This window comes from Paenibacillus sp. BR1-192, from assembly GCF_029542445.1.
Lineage (GTDB): Bacteria > Bacillota > Bacilli > Paenibacillales > Paenibacillaceae > Paenibacillus_AQ > Paenibacillus_AQ lautus_A.
Map to the genome: position 1 here is coordinate 6,421,502 of NZ_CP120718.1, position 18,208 is coordinate 6,439,709.

23 protein-coding genes and 1 pseudogene are annotated in these 18,208 nt (G+C 47.7%); all 24 read right to left on the reverse strand.

Going from position 1 to position 18,208, the window contains the following annotated elements; translation table 11 throughout:
* Window positions 1–30 precede the first annotated feature (30 nt).
* Entirely contained in the window at window positions 31–573 is a 543-nt protein-coding gene (gene rplF, locus P0X86_RS29600) for a 50S ribosomal protein L6 (RefSeq protein ID WP_071221018.1), read from the reverse strand.
* A gap of 29 nt (window positions 574–602) precedes the next feature.
* Window positions 603–1,001 (reverse strand): 30S ribosomal protein S8, encoded by a 399-nt coding sequence (gene rpsH, locus P0X86_RS29605; RefSeq protein ID WP_006212908.1) that lies wholly within the window; start codon window positions 999–1,001, stop codon window positions 603–605.
* 33 nt (window positions 1,002–1,034) lie between these two features.
* Window positions 1,035–1,220, reverse strand: a complete 186-nt coding sequence (locus P0X86_RS29610) for a type Z 30S ribosomal protein S14 (RefSeq protein WP_013312154.1) — start codon at window positions 1,218–1,220, stop codon at window positions 1,035–1,037.
* Window positions 1,221–1,266: 46 nt separating this feature from the next.
* The gene (rplE, locus tag P0X86_RS29615) at window positions 1,267–1,809 is read right to left on the reverse strand and encodes a 50S ribosomal protein L5 (RefSeq protein WP_007132558.1); all 543 of its coding nucleotides are present in this window, start codon (window positions 1,807–1,809) and stop codon (window positions 1,267–1,269) included.
* 28 nt (window positions 1,810–1,837) lie between these two features.
* Window positions 1,838–2,195: pseudogene (gene rplX / locus P0X86_RS29620) on the reverse strand (50S ribosomal protein L24).
* Between the two features lie 77 nt (window positions 2,196–2,272).
* Entirely contained in the window at window positions 2,273–2,641 is a 369-nt protein-coding gene (gene rplN, locus P0X86_RS29625) for a 50S ribosomal protein L14 (protein WP_006212911.1), read from the reverse strand.
* A 36-nt stretch (window positions 2,642–2,677) separates the two neighbouring features.
* A complete protein-coding gene (gene rpsQ / locus P0X86_RS29630) occupies window positions 2,678–2,944 on the reverse strand; it encodes a 30S ribosomal protein S17 (RefSeq protein ID WP_009589223.1) in 267 nt (88 codons plus the stop codon).
* A gap of 44 nt (window positions 2,945–2,988) precedes the next feature.
* Window positions 2,989–3,186 carry a 50S ribosomal protein L29 gene (rpmC, locus tag P0X86_RS29635; RefSeq protein WP_007132561.1) on the reverse strand — a complete coding sequence of 66 codons (198 nt, stop codon included), beginning with the start codon at window positions 3,184–3,186 and terminating at the stop codon, window positions 2,989–2,991.
* Entirely contained in the window at window positions 3,176–3,610 is a 435-nt protein-coding gene (gene rplP, locus P0X86_RS29640) for a 50S ribosomal protein L16 (protein ID WP_009589221.1), read from the reverse strand. The genes rpmC and rplP overlap by 11 nt, the downstream gene beginning before the upstream one ends.
* A gap of 2 nt (window positions 3,611–3,612) precedes the next feature.
* Window positions 3,613–4,278, reverse strand: coding sequence for a 30S ribosomal protein S3 (rpsC, locus tag P0X86_RS29645; RefSeq protein ID WP_006212915.1), 666 nt, complete (start codon window positions 4,276–4,278; stop codon window positions 3,613–3,615).
* A gap of 13 nt (window positions 4,279–4,291) precedes the next feature.
* Complete coding sequence (rplV, locus tag P0X86_RS29650; protein WP_015737624.1) at window positions 4,292–4,624, reverse strand: 50S ribosomal protein L22; 333 nt, start codon at window positions 4,622–4,624, stop codon at window positions 4,292–4,294.
* A gap of 36 nt (window positions 4,625–4,660) precedes the next feature.
* Complete coding sequence (gene rpsS / locus P0X86_RS29655) at window positions 4,661–4,936, reverse strand: 30S ribosomal protein S19 (RefSeq protein ID WP_006212917.1); 276 nt, start codon at window positions 4,934–4,936, stop codon at window positions 4,661–4,663.
* A gap of 73 nt (window positions 4,937–5,009) precedes the next feature.
* Window positions 5,010–5,840 (reverse strand): 50S ribosomal protein L2, encoded by an 831-nt coding sequence (rplB, locus tag P0X86_RS29660; protein ID WP_009589218.1) that lies wholly within the window; start codon window positions 5,838–5,840, stop codon window positions 5,010–5,012.
* Between the two features lie 29 nt (window positions 5,841–5,869).
* A complete protein-coding gene (gene rplW / locus P0X86_RS29665; RefSeq protein WP_006212919.1) occupies window positions 5,870–6,163 on the reverse strand; it encodes a 50S ribosomal protein L23 in 294 nt (97 codons plus the stop codon).
* Window positions 6,163–6,786, reverse strand: coding sequence for a 50S ribosomal protein L4 (gene rplD / locus P0X86_RS29670; protein WP_277747137.1), 624 nt, complete (start codon window positions 6,784–6,786; stop codon window positions 6,163–6,165). The genes rplW and rplD overlap by 1 nt, the downstream gene beginning before the upstream one ends.
* Window positions 6,787–6,812: 26 nt before the next feature.
* Entirely contained in the window at window positions 6,813–7,436 is a 624-nt protein-coding gene (gene rplC / locus P0X86_RS29675; protein WP_009589211.1) for a 50S ribosomal protein L3, read from the reverse strand.
* A 41-nt stretch (window positions 7,437–7,477) separates the two neighbouring features.
* On the reverse strand, window positions 7,478–7,786 hold the full coding sequence (gene rpsJ, locus P0X86_RS29680) for a 30S ribosomal protein S10 (protein ID WP_009589214.1): 309 nt from the start codon (window positions 7,784–7,786) through the stop codon (window positions 7,478–7,480).
* Between the two features lie 192 nt (window positions 7,787–7,978).
* Window positions 7,979–9,298 (reverse strand): globin-coupled sensor protein, encoded by a 1,320-nt coding sequence (locus P0X86_RS29685; protein ID WP_277747138.1) that lies wholly within the window; start codon window positions 9,296–9,298, stop codon window positions 7,979–7,981.
* A 314-nt stretch (window positions 9,299–9,612) separates the two neighbouring features.
* A complete protein-coding gene (gene tuf, locus P0X86_RS29690; RefSeq protein ID WP_009591967.1) occupies window positions 9,613–10,803 on the reverse strand; it encodes an elongation factor Tu in 1,191 nt (396 codons plus the stop codon).
* Between the two features lie 97 nt (window positions 10,804–10,900).
* The gene (gene fusA / locus P0X86_RS29695) at window positions 10,901–12,982 is read right to left on the reverse strand and encodes an elongation factor G (RefSeq protein WP_009591969.1); all 2,082 of its coding nucleotides are present in this window, start codon (window positions 12,980–12,982) and stop codon (window positions 10,901–10,903) included.
* Between the two features lie 48 nt (window positions 12,983–13,030).
* Window positions 13,031–13,501, reverse strand: a complete 471-nt coding sequence (gene rpsG, locus P0X86_RS29700; protein ID WP_006212929.1) for a 30S ribosomal protein S7 — start codon at window positions 13,499–13,501, stop codon at window positions 13,031–13,033.
* A gap of 53 nt (window positions 13,502–13,554) precedes the next feature.
* On the reverse strand, window positions 13,555–13,974 hold the full coding sequence (rpsL, locus tag P0X86_RS29705) for a 30S ribosomal protein S12 (RefSeq protein WP_006212930.1): 420 nt from the start codon (window positions 13,972–13,974) through the stop codon (window positions 13,555–13,557).
* A 139-nt stretch (window positions 13,975–14,113) separates the two neighbouring features.
* Window positions 14,114–14,365: a ribosomal L7Ae/L30e/S12e/Gadd45 family protein gene (locus P0X86_RS29710; RefSeq protein WP_277747139.1), complete on the reverse strand. Its 252-nt coding sequence runs from the start codon at window positions 14,363–14,365 to the stop codon at window positions 14,114–14,116.
* A gap of 168 nt (window positions 14,366–14,533) precedes the next feature.
* The gene (gene rpoC / locus P0X86_RS29715) at window positions 14,534–18,148 is read right to left on the reverse strand and encodes a DNA-directed RNA polymerase subunit beta' (RefSeq protein ID WP_096777174.1); all 3,615 of its coding nucleotides are present in this window, start codon (window positions 18,146–18,148) and stop codon (window positions 14,534–14,536) included.
* Window positions 18,149–18,208: the final 60 nt, after the last annotated feature.

Consider the following 18,208-nt stretch of genomic DNA (forward strand, 5'->3'; position numbering starts at 1 on the left):
TCAACCAGGTAGATCCCCAGTCAGCTAACCTTACTTCTTCTTACCAGCTTTACCTTCCTTACGGATAATGCGTTCACCTTCGTATTTAATCCCTTTACCTTTGTAAGGCTCAGGCTCACGTACGGAACGAATCTTAGCAGCGTATGCACCTACGCGCTCTTTATCGATACCGCGAACCGTGATTTTCGTGTTAGCCGGTACGTCGAATTCAATACCTGGCTCCGGTGTAATTTCAACTGGGTGGGAGTAACCCACGTTCAGAACGATTTTATCTCCGGATTTGCTTGCACGGTATCCGACACCAACCAACTCAAGGTTTTTCGAGAATCCTTCAGTTACACCGTTGACCATATTCGAGACAACGCTGCGGGTCGTGCCGTGAAGAGAGCGATGTGTTTTGTTGTCGGAAGGACGAACAACATTGATCTCGTTGTTTTCTACTGTAATTTGCATGTCTTTATGCAATTCACGAGTCAAGGTACCTTTAGGTCCTTTTACAGTGATTACAGTGTTATCCAGTGTGACTTCCACACCGTTAGGAATAGCAATTGGTTTACGACCAATACGGGACATTCATTACACCTCCTATCTTGTGACGTTGATTACCATACGTAGCAGAGAACTTCTCCGCCAGCTTTGGATTGACGAGCTTCTTTGTCGGTCATAACTCCCTTAGACGTGGAGATGATCGCAATACCCAAACCACCAAGTACGCGAGGTACTTCGTTGCTCTTCGTGTAAACGCGAAGACCTGGTTTGCTGATTCTTTTCAGACCTGTGATTACGCGCTCGTTGTTGGAACCATATTTCAGGAATACACGAATGATCCCTTGTTTATTGTCTTCCACAAACTCTGCATCACGGATGAAGCCTTCACGCTTCAAGATGTCAGCGATTTGTTTTTTAATCGTCGAAGCAGGCATTTCTACTGTTTCGTGGCGAACCGTGTTCGCGTTACGAATACGAGTTAGCATATCTGCAATTGGATCGGACATAGTCATGTAGGATAAACCTCCTTCCCGTTTATAAACTTCTTACCAGCTTGCTTTTTTCACGCCAGGAATCTGGCCTTTATAAGCTAATTCACGGAAACAAATTCTGCAAATTTTAAACTTCTGCAGTACCGAATGTGGACGACCACAACGTTCACAACGGGTATATGCCCGTACTTTGAATTTCGGTGTACGTTGTTGTTTAACTTTCATCGAAGTTTTTGCCACTTAGCCTGACACCTCCTAAATAGTTTCGGAGAAAAGGACAACCGTCTTATTTCGCGAAAGGCATGCCCAGTTGAGCAAGCAGTTCACGGGATTCTTCGTCGGTTTTAGCAGTCGTTACGATAACGATGTCCATACCGCGAACCTTATCCACTTTGTCATACTCAATTTCAGGGAAAATGAGCTGCTCTTTCAGACCGAGCGTATAGTTACCGCGTCCGTCAAATGCTTTGGTGGACACGCCTTGGAAGTCACGTACACGTGGAAGTGTAACGTTGAACAGCTTGTCGAGGAAGTAGTACATACGCTCACCGCGCAGCGTTACCTTCACACCGATCGGCATGTTCTCACGCAGTTTGAATCCCGCGATGGATTTCTTTGCACGGGTGATAACCGGTTTTTGACCAGCAATCAGCTGCATGTCGTTCACAGCGGAATCAAGCACTTTCGAGTTGGCTACAGCGTCACCCACACCCATGTTGATGACAACCTTCTCGATTTTTGGTACTTGCATTACTGTCTTATAGCTAAACTTCTGCATCAGAGCAGGAGTTACTTCGTTCAAAAAACGCTCTTTCATTCTTGCTGCCATGATTCAAGGACCTCCTTTCTAAACCGTCTTATTTATCGATAACTTCTCCGGATCTTTTAGCTACGCGAACTTTTTTACCGTTGTCCAGTACTTTGTAACCGATACGAGTTACTTTTTCCGCTCTTCGGATCAACGTGCATAACGTTCGATACATGGATCGGAGCTTCCTTCTCGATGATACCGCCTTGTGGGTTCATTTGGTTTGGCTTCTGGTGCTTCTTGATCATGTTCACACCTTCAACCAAAACACGATTTTCACGAGGGTACGCTGCGATGACACGGCCTTTTTTGCCTTTGTCTTTACCGCTGATGACGATAACTGTATCATCTTTTTTCACGTGCAGTTTGTTGCTATGGGATTCCAGAACTTTTTTCACTTTAGGCATTCGTTACACCTCCTATGACTAGCCAGTTCAACTATTTATCGGGTTCCCGAAAAGTTACGTCACTTTTTGGGGTGTTATTAGATTACTTCCGGAGCCAAGGAAACGATTTTCATGTAGTCTCTTTCGCGAAGTTCGCGAGCAACTGGTCCGAAAATACGAGTTCCGCGTGGGCTTCTGTCGTCTTTAACAACAACAGCTGCATTCTCGTCAAATGAGATGTAAGATCCGTCTTTACGACGTACAGAACGCTTCGTACGAACGACTACCGCTCTTACTACATCACCCTTTTTGACAACGCCGCCTGGTGTTGCTTGTTTGACGGAACATACGATCAAATCACCGATTTGAGCTGTACGACGACCAGTACCACCCAATACGCGGATACACATCAGTTCCTTCGCACCGGAGTTGTCAGCAACAGCTAAACGTGTAAATGGTTGAATCATTTAAATTTCCTCCTTCCATCAAAAACTGATCATATCTTAGATGATAACCGCTTTTTCAACCACTTCTACCAGTCTCCAGCGCTTGTCTTTGGAGAGAGGGCGAGTTTCCATGATTTTAACGGTATCTCCGATTTGAGCTTGATTGTTCTCATCATGCGCTTTAAATTTTTTCGTGTATTTAATGCGTTTGTGATACAAGTCATGCTTCTTATAAGTTTCAACAGCTACAACAATGGTTTTATCCATTTTATCGCTGACAACTTTACCGATTTGCACTTTACGAGCATTGCGTTCTTCGCTCATTTGTTAGCCTCCTTCCTGAATACAGAACATGACGTTCCATTTCATTAACTAATCCCAAGTTCTCTTTCACGGATAACGGTTTTAGCACGAGCTATTTCTTTGCGAACGTCACGGATCCGAGTCGGGTTATCAAGCTGGCCAGTGGCCAATTGAAAACGGAGGTTAAAGAGTTCCTCTTTAAATCCGGCGATTTTTTGCTCGATTTCTGCAGTGGTTAAGTTGCGCAGTTCATTAGCTTTCATTTGCTTCACCACCCACTTCTTCTCGTTTCACAAACTTCGTTTTTACAGGCAGCTTGTGAGCGGCGAGACGCATCGCTTCGCGGGCGATTTCCTCGGACACGCCTCCAAGTTCAAACATGATCTTGCCTGGTTTTACAACGGCAACCCATTTCTCAACGTTACCTTTACCGCTACCCATCCGCACTTCGAGAGGCTTTTGAGTAATCGGCTTATCTGGGAAAATCTTGATCCATACTTTACCGCCACGACGGATGTAACGAGTCATCGCGATACGAGCAGCTTCGATCTGACGGTTCGTGATCCAGCCAGGTTCTGTAGCTTGCAGACCGAATTCGCCGAAGTTCAGTTCAGTACCGCCTTTCGCTTGGCCTCTCATATGGCCGCGCTGTTGTTTGCGGTGTTTTACACGTTTTGGTACCAACATGATTAGTTGCCTCCTTCCTGAGCAGCTTGTTTCTTAGCCGTAGGAAGAACCTCTCCACGATAGATCCATACTTTCACGCCGATACGGCCGTAAGTCGTATGCGCTTCTGCTGTACCATAGTCGATGTCTGCACGAAGCGTATGAAGTGGAACAGTTCCTTCACTGTAGCCTTCCGTACGAGCAATCTCGGCTCCGCCAAGACGTCCGCTGACCGATGTTTTAATCCCTTTCGCTCCAGAGCGCATAGTTCTTTGAATCGCTTGTTTCAGTGCACGACGGAAAGATACACGACGTTCCAGCTGTTGTGCAATGCTTTCAGCAACAAGAATTGCGTCCAGTTCAGGGTTCTTGATTTCAGAAATGTTGATGTGAACTTTTTTACCGCCGGCGATTTTAGTCACTTGTCCGCGCAGTACTTCTACTTCGGAACCACCTTTACCGATAACCATACCTGGCTTCGCAGTGTGGATCGTCACGTTCACACGATTAGCCGCTCTCTCGATTTCGATACGGGATACAGCGGAGTCTTTCAATTTATTTTTCAGGTATTCACGGATTTTCACGTCTTCCAGCAAAAGATCACCGAAATCTTTGCCTGCATACCATTTGGATTCCCAATCACGGATAATACCGATACGGAGTCCTACTGGATTTACCTTTTGGCCCACACGTTTTCCCTCCTTATTTTTCAGCTACCACCAAAGTAATGTGGCTGGTGCGTTTATTGATCCGGCTTGCACGTCCCATCGCACGAGGGCGGAAACGTTTCATAGTCGGTCCCTGGTTGACATAAGCTTGCGTCACAACCAATTTAGTTACATCCAAAGAGTAGTTATGCTCAGCGTTTGCGATAGCCGAGTTCAAAAGCTTCTCAACAACCGGAGATGCAGCTTTCGGAGTGTGACGAAGAATTGCGATCGCTTCGCCGACTTGCTTACCGCGGATCAAGTCAACAACGAGTTGAGCTTTACGAGGAGCAATACGAATCGATCTAGCATGTGCTTTTGCTTCCATATGTTTAACCTCCTCTCAAACAAAGAGCTTCGTTAATTATCTTCTTGTTTTCTTATCGTCTTCATGACCTTTGTAAGTACGGGTTGGAGCGAACTCACCCAACTTGTGTCCTACCATGTCCTCAGTTACATATACAGGTACATGTTTACGGCCATCGTATACACCGAACGTGTGACCGATAAATTGCGGGAAAATAGTGGAGCGGCGGGACCAGGTTTTGATCACAGCCTTTTTGCTTGCGGCGTTCATATCCTCCACTTTTTTGAGCAGATATCCGTCAATAAAAGGTCCTTTTTTCAAACTACGGCTCATATTGAAATCCTCCCTTCATCAAATTGTCTCGTTACCTTCGGGCCTGACACGAAGTTATGCACTTAAGCGCGCATTACTTCGTGCGGCGGCGAACGATATATTTGTCAGAAGCTTTGCCTTTTTTACGAGTCTTAGCACCAAGGGTTGGTTTACCCCATGGAGACATAGGAGACTTACGTCCGATTGGAGCGCGGCCTTCACCACCACCGTGAGGGTGATCGTTAGGGTTCATGACGACACCGCGTACTTCAGGACGTTGTCCGAGCCAGCGGCTGCGGCCTGCTTTACCGATTTTGATCAACTCATGGTCTTGGTTACCCACAGAACCGATGGTTGCACGGCAAACTTTCAGGATGCGACGAACTTCACCGGAAGAAAGACGAACCGTTACGTACTTGTCTTCTTTACCGAGAAGCTGAGCTTCTGTACCAGCAGCACGAACCAATTGTCCGCCTTTGCCTGGTTTCAATTCGATGTTGTGGATAACTGTACCTACTGGAATGTTTTCCAGAGGAAGCGCGTTACCGATCTTGATGTCAGCACCTACTCCAGATACTACTTGGTCTCCAACTTTCAGACCTTTAGGAGCGATGATATAACGCTTTTCACCATCTACATAGTGAATCAGAGCGATGTTGGAAGTACGGTTCGGGTCGTATTCGATTGTAGCAACGCGACCTGGAATGCCGTCTTTATTCCGTTTGAAGTCGATGATACGGTATTTACGTTTGTGTCCGCCGCCATGGTGACGAACCGTAATTTTACCTTGGTTGTTGCGGCCAGCTGTTTTGCTCAGTGGAGCCAGCAACGATTTCTCCGGCTGATTCGTGGTGATTTCTTCGAAAGTCGACACGGACATGTTGCGTCGAGCCGGGGATGTCGGTTTATACTTTTTAATAGGCACTGAATTTTCCCTCCTTACTTAAGAAATTCTTATTCAACCGATTCAAAGAACTCGAGCGGTTTGCTGTCTGGTGCCAAAGTCACGATTGCCTTTTTCCATTCGGTTGTGTAACCGGAATAACGGCCGTAACGTTTTGGTTTAGCAGGGACACGCATCGTATTCACGTTCGATACTTTAACTTTAAAAATAGATTCGACAGCTTGCTTGATCTCGGTCTTGTTAGCACGGATATCCACTTCAAAAGCATATTTCAGCTCTGCCATGTAGTCAGCCGTACGTTCCGTGATCACCGGGCGCTTGATTATATCGCGTGGGTCTTTCATTACGCGAGCACCTCCTCTACCTTCTGAACTGCTTCCTTCGTAATGATCAGTTGATCGTACGACAGTACGTCAAGAACATTAATGCCGTCAACCGCTACGAATTTCACACCAGGAATATTACGTGCGGAAAGGGCTACATTATCATCATAGCTTGGAGCAACGATCAGAGCTTTACGGCCTACTTTCAGGTTGCTAAGGATGTTAGCAAACTCTTTCGTTTTCGGCGTGTTCAGCGTCAGTTGATCCAATACGATAATTGCGTTGTCAATCACTTTGGAAGACAAAGCGGATTTGATAGCCAAACGACGAACTTTCTTAGGAAGTTTAAACGTGTAGCTGCGCGGAGTCGGTCCAAATACCACGCCGCCGCCTTTCCATTGTGGAGAACGGATCGAACCTTGACGAGCACGGCCGGTACCTTTTTGTTTCCAAGGCTTACGTCCGCCACCGCGTACTTCAGAACGTCCTTTTACTTTGTGGGTACCACGACGAAGGGAAGCGCGCTGCAGCAATACTGCGCTGTGCAGTACGTGAGCGTTCGGCTCGATGCCGAATACAGCTTCATTCAATTCTACTTCGCCAACCTGGCTACCGCTGACATTATAAAGTGCTACTTTAGGCATTGTTTGTTCCTCCTTTCTTTAGGCGATTATTTCTTCACCGTTTCTTTGATTTGAACGAAACCTTTTTTAGGTCCTGGAATGGAGCCTTTAACAAGGATTACGTTACGCTCTGCGTCGACTTTAACAACTTCGAGCTTTTGGATCGTAACTGTCTCATTGCCCATGTGACCTGGCAGACGCTTTCCTTTAGGAACACGGTTTGCCTGGATCGAACCCATGGAACCTGGTCTACGGTGATAACGGGAACCGTGAGACATTGGTCCGCGGCTTTGGCCCCAACGCTTGATTACGCCTTGGAATCCTTTACCTTTGGAAATACCCGTTACGTCAACAAATTCGCCTTCTGCGAAGACATCAGCCTTCAGCTCTTGTCCGACCTCGACACTCGCGAGGTCAACACCGCGAATTTCGCGAACGTAGCGCTTAGGCGCAGTGTTTGCTTTTTTCGCATGGCCTGCTTCTGGTTTGTTAGATCTGTTCTCTTTCTTATCGGAGAAACCAACTTGGATCGCTTCGTATCCGTCGTTTTCCAGATCTTTCTTTTGTAGAACAACACAAGGACCTGCTTCGATAACCGTTACAGGAATTACAACACCCTCAGGGGTAAATACTTGAGTCATTCCGAGCTTTCTACCTAAGATACCTTTCATGTTGACACCTCTTTTCTCTTCTCTAATTCGTTATGCAATGCTTACAGTTTGATTTCGATATCTACACCGGACGGCAGGTCCAAGCGCATCAAGGCATCCACAGTTTGTGGAGTCGGGTTCACGATGTCGATCAAGCGTTTATGTGTACGCATTTCGAACTGTTCCCGAGAATCCTTATACTTGTGCACCGCACGGAGAATGGTAATTACTTGTTTCTCAGTTGGAAGCGGGATCGGACCGGATACACCAGCACCCGAACGTTTTGCTGTCTCAACAATTTTCTCAGCGGATTGATCAAGAACTCTGTGGTCGTATGCTTTCAAGCGAATACGAATTTTTTGCTTTGCCATTTTATTCCCTCCTTCTATCGCCCAATTTGGTATCGGACATACTCCGTGAAAATTTTCCAACCACCCACCTCATGGCAAAGGGGCCGGGTGTGTCGGTAACCTCTCACATCATCGCAACGTCGCAGAACAACATTCACTATTATATATAAAAGATAGGCGCATTGCAAGCACTAATTCATATTTGATATGTATTTACATTCGCTCCGTGCTTTCCTTGAAATTTTCGGCTGAAACCGCAGCTTCGGACGTGGCTTCCCGGATGCTTCCAATCGTCATGGAGAGCAGCTTCATTTCTTTCTCCGCGCTCATCATTCGTTCTGCACCGGACTGTACGGACATCAGAATGCTGGAGAACAGCTTGCTGGATTCCTCGGACTGCCTCTTCCCTTGCATCGTTAGCCCTTGAACCTGGTTAATAGATTCTACCACTTCCGCCGTGATGGATCTCGACTTGGATACGATATCTGCAATTCGGTTCACGGTCGTCCTCGTGTCCTCCGACAGGCGGCTTACCTCTTGGGCTACAACGGCAAAACCCTTTCCATGCTCTCCGGCGCGTGCTGCTTCTATGGTGGCATTTAAGGAAAGCAGCTTGATCTGGGAGGCTATTTCCTGAACATTCACCGCTATAACGGAAATCTGCTTGGAGGATTCCTGAAGTTCTTGCACCGCATGCTGCATCCCGGCCGCGCTTTGGTCAATCGCATTCATTTGATCCTCCAACTCTGCTATTTTTGCTTCACCGGCCCTTGCATCCGATAACGAGCCCTGCGTTGTGGTCGAAGTGCGTTCAAACGTATCAGCCATCTCGCTACTGCTGGTCATCAGGCGTTCTACAGCCTCATTAATATCCAGCGTCAGCCCGGATAATTCGCTAACAAAAGCAGCAATGTTCTGTTTCAGCTCTTTTCTTACCCTATCATACTGGAACTGCTTCTCACTTAAGTTTTCTCTCTCGTAAGCTTCCAGCACTAGCTGCTGCTCCAGGCTAAGCAACTTGGTAATCGTCGACACTAGCCGTATTTGTTGTTCTTCTCCTACAACCTCTCTATAGATCATCTTGAAGAATTCGTTCTGTAAGTTCTGGAAAGCGGACAAGTACCATTTAGGCTCAAGCCCCACGCGCTTATGCACCTCGGCAATGCGCAGCCTTTTTGCCACAAAAGCTTCATTGATTTCTCCATTCCATATTTCGAGAAGATGATCCTTTAATGTCTGCTTTAATCTTTCAATCGTACTGTGTTCCACGATAATCTCCCTTAACTTATCCACACCCACGACAGACTGATAAAATGCTTCTGTTATCTCCTCGAGCCTCTCCTCCATTTGCGGACGGAGCTGCCTCAAAAGCTGAAGATCCCCCTCGGTAAGGCCAATCATCCGCATTTGATCATTCAACTCGCCTAATGGTTCTTGATACACATAACGGGCCTCTTCTGAATTGCGCAGTTCTACTTCAGGCTGAACTTCATCTTCCAAACTCCTCTTCACCCATGCAAACGGACATTTCATACAGGCTGTGATCTCCATTCTATATAATAGATAGTTTCTAATTCCTTAACTGACTTCAATCAAAGATTGTAATCATACTGGAACCAAATAAATAGAATGAATCCTTCAATATATGGCATATTCTGTACAGTAAGCTTGACTAATTTTCTACAAATCCTACACTTAAGCCTTTAGTTTAGCCGCAAAGATTACAGGGGTATCACTACAAATAGAAAAAGAGCCCGATCCAAGGGATCAGACTCTTTTATCAGGACATCACATTGTTGCTCGTTACAATACACTGTTGCTATATGCAAGGCTGTTCGAAGCCTTAATTATTTAATGATGGAAGCAACGGAACCAGCACCTACGGTACGGCCGCCTTCACGAATGGAGAACTTAGTTCCTTCTTCGATCGCGATTGGGCTGATCAGGTTAACCGTTACAGTGATGTTATCACCAGGCATAACCATTTCAGAACCTTCTGGCAAGTTGATCACACCAGTTACGTCCGTAGTACGGAAGTAGAACTGTGGACGGTAGCCAGTGAAGAAAGGCTTATGACGTCCGCCTTCTTCTTTGCTCAGTACGTATACTTGAGCTGTGAACTCAGTGTGTGGTTTAACGGAAGCAGGCTTAGCAAGTACTTGACCGCGCTCGATTTGAGTACGCTCAACACCACGAAGCAATGCACCAATGTTGTCACCAGCTTGTGCGGAATCCAGCAATTTACGGAACATTTCAACGCCCGTAACAACGGATTTCTTAGTTTCTTCAGCGATACCAACGATTTCGATCTCGTCACCAACTTTGATCGTACCACGCTCTACACGACCTGTAGCAACGGTACCACGACCAGTGATGGAGAATACGTCCTCGACAGGCATCAAGAAAGGCTTGTCAGTGTCGCGCTCAGGCAATGGGATGTACTCGTCGATTGTTTTGAACATTTCAACGATTTTTTGTGCCCATTCGCCTTCTGGGTTTTGCAGAGCTTCACGAGCGGAACCACGAGTGATCGGAGTGTCGTCGCCTGGGAAGTCGTACTCGCTCAGAAGGTCGCGAACTTCCATTTCAACCAATTCCAAGAGCTCTTCGTCTTCAACCATGTCGCATTTGTTCAAGAATACAACGATGTAAGGAACGCCTACTTGGCGGGACAGCAGGATGTGCTCGCGAGTTTGCGGCATTGGGCCGTCAGCTGCGGATACAACCAGGATTGCTCCGTCCATTTGAGCAGCACCAGTGATCATGTTTTTAACATAGTCAGCGTGACCTGGGCAGTCAACGTGTGCGTAGTGACGAGCATCAGTTTCATACTCTACGTGGGAAGTAGAGATTGTGATACCGCGTTCGCGCTCTTCTGGAGCTTTGTCGATTTGATCGAAGGACATTGCTGCGCCACCGTAAGTTTTGGACAATACAGATGTAATTGCAGCAGTCAAAGTTGTTTTACCATGGTCAACGTGACCGATAGTACCGATGTTAACATGGGGTTTCGTACGTTCGTATTTAGCCTTTGCCATTTGAACAATTCCTCCTTAAGGGGATTATATATGTTGGGCCGGAAGCGGAGTTAACGGGATGTTTGGTCCCGCCTCCTATCCAGCAGGTAAAACGTTATTATTCTCCGCCTTTGATCTTGGACACAATTTCATCGGAGATATTCTTAGGAACTTCTTCGTAGTGGGAGAGTTCCATGGAGAACACGCCGCGTCCTTGTGTACCGGAGCGAAGGGTAGTGGAGTAACCGAACATTTCGGAAAGAGGCACTTTCGCACGGATAATTTGAGTACCACCACGGGAGTCCATACCTTCGATACGTCCACGGCGGGAGTTCAGCATACCCATTACGTCGCCCATGTATTCCTCAGGCACGGTAACTTCAACTTTCATGATTGGCTCGAGCAGGACAGGCTTACACTTGTCTTTAGCTGCTTTCAGAGCCATGGAACCAGCGATTTTAAACGCCATTTCATTGGAGTCAACATCATGGTACGAACCGTCGACGATGGTTGCTTTAACGTCAACAAGCGGGAAGCCGGCAAGTACACCGTTCTTCATTTGCTCTTCGATACCTTGTTGTGCAGGACCAATGTATTCTCTTGGTACAGAACCACCGACAACCTTGCTGTCGAATTGGTTACCGCTACCAGGTTCCAGAGGTTCGAACTCAACCCATACGTGACCGTATTGACCACGACCACCGGACTGACGAACGAATTTACCTTCAACGCGAGCTGGCGCACGGAATGTTTCGCGGTAAGCTACCTGTGGTTTACCCACGTTGGTTTCTACCTTGAACTCACGACGCATACGGTCGATGATGATGTCCAAGTGAAGCTCACCCATACCTGCCAAGATCGTTTGGCCAGTTTCTTCATCGGTATGCGCACGAAGAGTTGGATCCTCTTCCGTCAACTTACCGAGAGCCACACCCATTTTATCTTGGTCAGCTTTTGTTTTAGGCTCAACTGCGATTTCGATAACCGGATCAGGGAAGTTCATGGACTCCAGGATAACCGGGTTTTTCTCATCACATAGTGTATCACCTGTGCCCGTATCTTTCAAACCTACGGCAGCTGCGATATCTCCGGCGAATACTTCGGAAATTTCTTGACGGCTGTTCGCATGCATTTGAAGGATACGACCAATGCGCTCACGCTTGCCTTTTGTTGCATTCAGTACGTAAGAACCGGATTGCAGTACGCCGGAGTATACGCGGAAGAATGTCAGCTTACCAACGTAAGGGTCGGTTGCGATTTTGAATGCCAAAGCCGAGAACGGCTCGTCATCGGAAGAATGCCGAATAGCTTCGGTTCCGTCTTCAAGGGTACCCTTGATGTCTGGAACGTCAGTTGGAGCCGGCAAATAATCGATTACGGCATCAAGCATCAACTGAACGCCTTTGTTACGGTAAGAAGATCCGCAGATAACCGGGAAGATCTTAACTTCGACAACACCTTTACGCAGAGCAGCTTTCAACTCAGCGATGGTGATTTCTTCACCTTCAAGATATTTCATTGTTAAGTCTTCGTCAAGTTCTGCTACCTTCTCAACCAACTCGTTGCGAAGCTCTTCCACTTGATCCTTGAATTCTGCTGGAATTTCGGTTTCTTCGATATTTTGCCCGAGGTCATCCTTATACATATAAGCTTTTTCCTCGATAATATCGATGATGCCAATGAAATCATTCTCTGCACCGATCGGAAGCTGAATTGCTACCGCGTTCGCTTGCAGACGCTCTCTCATATCTTTAACTACGTTCAAGTAGTCGGCACCGATAATATCCATTTTGTTTACGTATGCGATCCGCGGAACTCCGTAACGGTCTGCTTGTCTCCAAACAGTCTCCGACTGAGGTTCAACGCCCTCTTTCGCACTGAATACACCTACTGCCCCATCCAATACACGAAGGGAACGTTCAACTTCTACTGTGAAGTCAACGTGCCCCGGGGTGTCGATAATATTAACGCGATGACCCTTCCAAGAAGCGGTAGTCGCAGCGGACGTAATCGTGATACCGCGCTCCTGCTCCTGTTCCATCCAGTCCATTGTAGCTGCACCCTCGTGAACTTCCCCGATTTTGTGCGTACGGCCCGTATAGAACAAAATCCGCTCTGTAGTGGTCGTTTTACCAGCGTCAATATGCGCCATGATCCCGATATTACGTGTATTTTTCAAGGAGAACTCTCTTGTCGCCATGCGAATAGTCTCCCTTCAAAATTTGAAGTATAAATTAGTTGCTGAATCCTACCAGCGGTAGTGAGCAAACGCTTTGTTCGCTTCAGCCATTTTGTGCGTGTCTTCGCGTTTCTTAACGGAAGCGCCCGTGTTGTTGGAAGCGTCGATGATCTCAGCCGCCAAACGCTCTTCCATCGTCTTCTCACCGCGGTTGCGGGAGTAGTTTACGAGCCAACGTAATCCAAGGGATGTACGTCTCTCTGGTTTAACTTCGATCGGAACCTGGTAGTTAGCACCGCCGACACGACGAGCTTTAACTTCCAATACTGGCATGATGTTCTTGATAGCTGCTTCAAACACTTCCATCGGATCATTACCAGTACGTTCCTTGATGATGTTGAACGAATTGTAAAGGATGCTTTGAGCAACACCTCTTTTACCATCCAACATGATGCGGTTGATCAGACGAGTTACCAGTTTGCTGTTATACACCGGATCTGGCAGCACGTCTCTTTTAGTTACTGGACCTTTGCGTGGCATGGATATCCCCCTTTCTTCAGTCATGAGTCATGTTAAGAAAACATGAGCATCAATTAGCTTTTTGCTTTCGGACGCTTCGTGCCGTATTTGGAACGAGCTTGCATCCGGTTGTTTACACCAGCGGTATCAAGTGCGCCGCGAACGATATGGTAACGTACACCCGGAAGGTCTTTTACCCGTCCACCGCGAACCAATACAACACTGTGCTCTTGCAAGTTATGTCCGATACCCGGAATGTAAGCCGTCACCTCAATGCGGTTCGTCAAGCGAACACGAGCATATTTACGAAGTGCGGAGTTCGGTTTTTTCGGCGTCATCGTGCCTACACGAGTGCATACACCGCGTTTTTGCGGAGCGCTCAAGTCGGTCTCCTCACGTTTCAAAGCGTTAAAACCTTTTTGAAGAGCTGGAGATTTCGATTTGTAAACTTTAGCTTGACGGCCCTTGCGAACCAGTTGGTTAATTGTTGGCATGCTAGCCACCCCCTTCCCGTATTTATCATTCGATTACGAACCCGTTTAAGTCCACAGACCCAGGCGGTTCATAAAAGAACAAATGAAAAGTTTTTGCCGAGAGAAGTAACGCCTTCTCCAACAAAAACGATTTCTCAAATCATGATTTCAAGACAGCTACCATAGCTGCACCGACTTCAATACCGCATGCTTCCCCAAGTTCTGTCATCGTGGGTACATAGTTGATATGCACGCCATTCTTATCACACTCGGATACGACTTTTGAAATCAAACGCTGGTCGCAATCTTCAGCCACGTAAACCTCAGCGGCCAGACCAGATTCAACGACCTTCATCGTTTGTTTGGTGCCAATCTTGATGTGTGCATCCTGTAATCCTTTATCATTAGACACAAGTCATTCCTCCAAAAGAACAGGGAACAAAGAAACTATTCACGCACCTTTGCTATATTAGCATCTGCCTTAAACGATGTCAAGCTATTAAATCAGGAAAAAAGAAACATTGGAACAGGGAGATTCATCGTCTTACGACGCGTCATCTCCCCGTCACCTGACTGTCTCTTAATCTATAGAAGCTGTTTCGAGTTCCTGACTTTCGTCATTCACATCGTCCTGTCCCGCGAACTTCACACTGCGATATCGGTTCATACCGGTTCCCGCAGGGATCAGCTTACCAATGATAACATTCTCTTTCAGACCAAGCAGCTGATCGACTTTACCTTTAATGGCAGCGTCGGTCAACACGCGAGTCGTCTCCTGGAAGGAGGCCGCCGACAAGAACGAATCAGTTTCGAGAGATGCCTTCGTAATACCGAGGAGAACCGGTTTGGCAACCGCTGGTTCTTTCCCGGAAAGAATAGCGTCTTTATTAGCTGTCTCGTATTCATGCATATCCACGAAGGAGCCTGGCAGCAGGTTGGTATCTCCCGCATCCACGATACGGAATTTACGCAGCATCTGTCTGATCATAACTTCAACGTGTTTATCGTTAATTTCTACGCCTTGGTTACGGTATACGCGCTGAACTTCCTGAAGGATGTAGTTCTGCACGCCACGGATACCCTTGATGCGAAGCATCTCCTTCGGATCAATGGAACCATCGGTCAGCTCATCCCCAGCTTCGATGTGCTTGCCTTCGCTTACGCGCAGACGGGAACCATAGGTAACCGCGTAAACTTTGGTTTCAGCTTCACCTTGAATTTCGATTTCACGACGGTCCTTCGTTTCACGGATCTCTTTAACCACACCGTCGATCTCACTAATGGTTGCTTGACCTTTAGGATTACGGGCTTCAAAGAGCTCCTGGATACGCGGAAGACCTTGCGTAATATCATCACCGGCAACGCCGCCTGTGTGGAACGTACGCATCGTGAGCTGTGTCCCCGGTTCGCCGATAGATTGCGCCGCGATAATACCAACCGCTTCACCAATCTCAACATGCTTACCAGTAGCCAGGTTACGACCGTAACATTTTTTGCAGACGCCATAACGTGCACGGCAGCTCAAGATGGAACGAATTTGAAGCTTCTCGACGCCAGCTGCCACGATTTCTTCAGCTTTGTCGGAGTCAATCAATTCGTTGCGGTTTACGATGATCTCTTTGGTTTCCGGATGACGAACGGTTTCAAATGCATAACGTCCCTCGATACGGTCATAGAGATCCTCGATCACTTCCTTGCCGTCCTGAATACGGCTAACCATAAAGCCTTTATCCGTGCTGCACTCGTCTTCGCGAACGATGACATCCTGGGCCACGTCGACAAGTCGACGAGTCAAGTAACCGGAGTCAGCGGTACGAAGCGCTGTATCGGCAAGACCTTTACGCGCACCGTGCGTGGACAGGAAGTACTCGAGTACCGTCAGTCCTTCACGGAAGTTCGATTTGATCGGGAGTTCGATGATACGGCCCGACGGGTTCGCCATCAGACCCCGCATGCCACCGAGCTGGGTGATCTGCGATTTGTTACCCCGCGCCTTGGAATCCACCATGAGCATGATGGAGTTAAAGCGATCCATCGACTTCATGAGTACATCCGTAATATCGTCTTTGGTCTTGGACCAGATGTCGATAACGCGGTCATAACGTTCTTCGTTCGTGATCAAGCCGCGGCGATATTGGTTCGTTACCACTTTAACCTTCTCGTCGGACTCTTTCAGGATTTCATTCTTCTCGTCAGGTACGATAACGTCGGATACCGCAACGGTTACGCCTGCACGGGTAGAGTATGTGAAACCGATCTGCTTGATTTTATCCAAAATCACAGAGGTTTCCGTTGTATGGTACGTTTCGAAACAGCGTGCAATGATGGAACCCAGGTATTCCTTGCCAACGGCTCCGCTGACCGGCAGTTCCTGGATCACTTTTTGAATATCTGCACCCTTCTCGTATACGAAATACTTCTCAGGCGTGCCTTGCAGCAGGTTCGTACGAGTCGCTTCATTGATGTACGGGAAGCTGGCAGGGAAAATCTCGTTAAAGATAATCCGGCCGATCGTCGTAATCAAAATCGCATCCTGCTGTTTGTCGGTGAAGCTGGTTTTGCCAAGGGCTTTAACCGGAATCGCTACGCGTGCATGCAGACCGGCTGCTTCACGCTGATAAGCGGAAACCGCTTCGTTCACGCTGCCCAGAATCATGCCGGTACCTTTCTCTTCCTTGTTATCCATTGTCAGATAGAAGGAACCCAGTACCATATCCTGAGACGGCGTAACAACCGGCTTACCGTCTTTCGGGTTCAAAATGTTGCCCGATGCCAGCATCAACAGACGCGCTTCAGCTTGGGCCTCAGCGGACAAAGGAACGTGAACCGCCATTTGGTCACCGTCAAAGTCAGCGTTATACGCCGTACATACGAGCGGGTGAAGACGGATCGCATGGCCCTCAACCAGAATCGGCTCAAATGCTTGAATACCGAGTCTGTGAAGCGTCGGTGCACGGTTCAGAAGAACCGGATGCTCTTTAATGACTTCCTCGAGCACATCCCATACTTCTGGACTTACACGTTCTACTTTGCGTTTCGCACTCTTGATATTATGTGCCAGGCCTTTGTTGACCAGTTCTTTCATCACGAACGGCTTGAAGAGCTCGAGCGCCATTTTCTTAGGCAGACCGCATTGGTACATTTTCAGGTAAGGACCTACGACGATAACGGAACGACCAGAGTAGTCAACCCGTTTACCGAGCAAGTTCTGACGGAAACGTCCTTGTTTACCCTTCAGCATGTGGCTGAGGGATTTAAGCGGACGGTTACCCGGACCTGTTACCGGACGGCCGCGGCGGCCGTTGTCGATCAGTGCATCGACAGCTTCCTGCAGCATGCGCTTCTCGTTTTGAACAATGATATCCGGCGCGCCGAGATCCAGCAGTCTTTTCAGACGATTGTTCCGGTTAATAACACGGCGGTACAGATCGTTCAAGTCGGAAGTCGCAAAGCGTCCGCCATCAAGTTGAACCATCGGACGAAGCTCCGGCGGAATGACCGGCAGCACATCCATGATCATCCATTCCGGATTGTTGCCGGAGTTGCGGAACGCCTCAATCACTTCCAGGCGTTTGATCGCCCGGTTGCGGCGCTGACCTTGTGCAGTGCGCAGTTCTTCCTTAAGGAATTCAAGCTCCTTCTCAATATCGATGTCTTGAAGAAGTTTCTTGACCGCTTCAGCACCCATGCCCGCTTGGAAGCCGTAGCCGTACTTCTCACGGTAGCTGCGGTATTCCTTCTCGGACAGCAATTGCTTCTTCTCCAGCGGCGTATCTCCTGGATCGGTTACAACATAAGATGCGAAGTAAATGATCTCCTCAAGAGATCTTGGGGACATATCCAGAGCCAGACCCATGCGGCTTGGAATGCCTTTGAAATACCAAATGTGCGATACAGGAGCTGCGAGCTCGATATGGCCCATCCGTTCGCGGCGGACTTTGGCGCGCGTGACTTCAACGCCGCAGCGATCGCAGACTACTCCTTTATAACGGACACGCTTATACTTACCGCAATGACATTCCCAGTCCTTCTGAGGACCGAAAATACGCTCGCAGAAGAGGCCTTCTTTCTCCGGCTTCAATGTACGGTAGTTAATCGTTTCCGGCTTCTTCACCTCTCCGCGAGACCAAGAACGGATTTTTTCCGGTGAAGCAAGACCGATTTTCATGTACTCAAAATTGTTAACGTCCAACAAGGAGCAACCCTCCTCAACCTAGTCCTATTTATGTGCTGTACGACCATAACACCACCGCCG

Coding starts and splice junctions, on each gene's coding strand:
- rplF (WP_071221018.1), bottom strand. CDS start 573: ATGTCCCGTATTGGTCGTAAACCAATTGCTATTCCTAACGGTGTGGAA.
- rpsH (WP_006212908.1), bottom strand. CDS start 1,001: ATGACTATGTCCGATCCAATTGCAGATATGCTAACTCGTATTCGTAAC.
- rplE (WP_007132558.1), bottom strand. CDS start 1,809: ATGGCAGCAAGAATGAAAGAGCGTTTTTTGAACGAAGTAACTCCTGCT.
- rplN (WP_006212911.1), bottom strand. CDS start 2,641: ATGATTCAACCATTTACACGTTTAGCTGTTGCTGACAACTCCGGTGCG.
- rpsQ (WP_009589223.1), bottom strand. CDS start 2,944: ATGAGCGAAGAACGCAATGCTCGTAAAGTGCAAATCGGTAAAGTTGTC.
- rpmC (WP_007132561.1), bottom strand. CDS start 3,186: ATGAAAGCTAATGAACTGCGCAACTTAACCACTGCAGAAATCGAGCAA.
- rplP (WP_009589221.1), bottom strand. CDS start 3,610: ATGTTGGTACCAAAACGTGTAAAACACCGCAAACAACAGCGCGGCCAT.
- rplV (WP_015737624.1), bottom strand. CDS start 4,624: ATGGAAGCAAAAGCACATGCTAGATCGATTCGTATTGCTCCTCGTAAA.
- rpsS (WP_006212917.1), bottom strand. CDS start 4,936: ATGAGCCGTAGTTTGAAAAAAGGACCTTTTATTGACGGATATCTGCTC.
- rplW (WP_006212919.1), bottom strand. CDS start 6,163: ATGAAAGACCCACGCGATATAATCAAGCGCCCGGTGATCACGGAACGT.
- rplD (WP_277747137.1), bottom strand. CDS start 6,786: ATGCCTAAAGTAGCACTTTATAATGTCAGCGGTAGCCAGGTTGGCGAA.
- rplC (WP_009589211.1), bottom strand. CDS start 7,436: ATGAAAGGTATCTTAGGTAGAAAGCTCGGAATGACTCAAGTATTTACC.
- rpsJ (WP_009589214.1), bottom strand. CDS start 7,786: ATGGCAAAGCAAAAAATTCGTATTCGCTTGAAAGCATACGACCACAGA.
- P0X86_RS29685 (WP_277747138.1), bottom strand. CDS start 9,298: ATGAAATGTCCGTTTGCATGGGTGAAGAGGAGTTTGGAAGATGAAGTT.
- tuf (WP_009591967.1), bottom strand. CDS start 10,803: ATGGCAAAGGCTAAATACGAACGTACGAAACCCCATGTTAACATCGGT.
- fusA (WP_009591969.1), bottom strand. CDS start 12,982: ATGGCGACAAGAGAGTTCTCCTTGAAAAATACACGTAATATCGGGATC.
- rpsG (WP_006212929.1), bottom strand. CDS start 13,501: ATGCCACGCAAAGGTCCAGTAACTAAAAGAGACGTGCTGCCAGATCCG.
- rpsL (WP_006212930.1), bottom strand. CDS start 13,974: ATGCCAACAATTAACCAACTGGTTCGCAAGGGCCGTCAAGCTAAAGTT.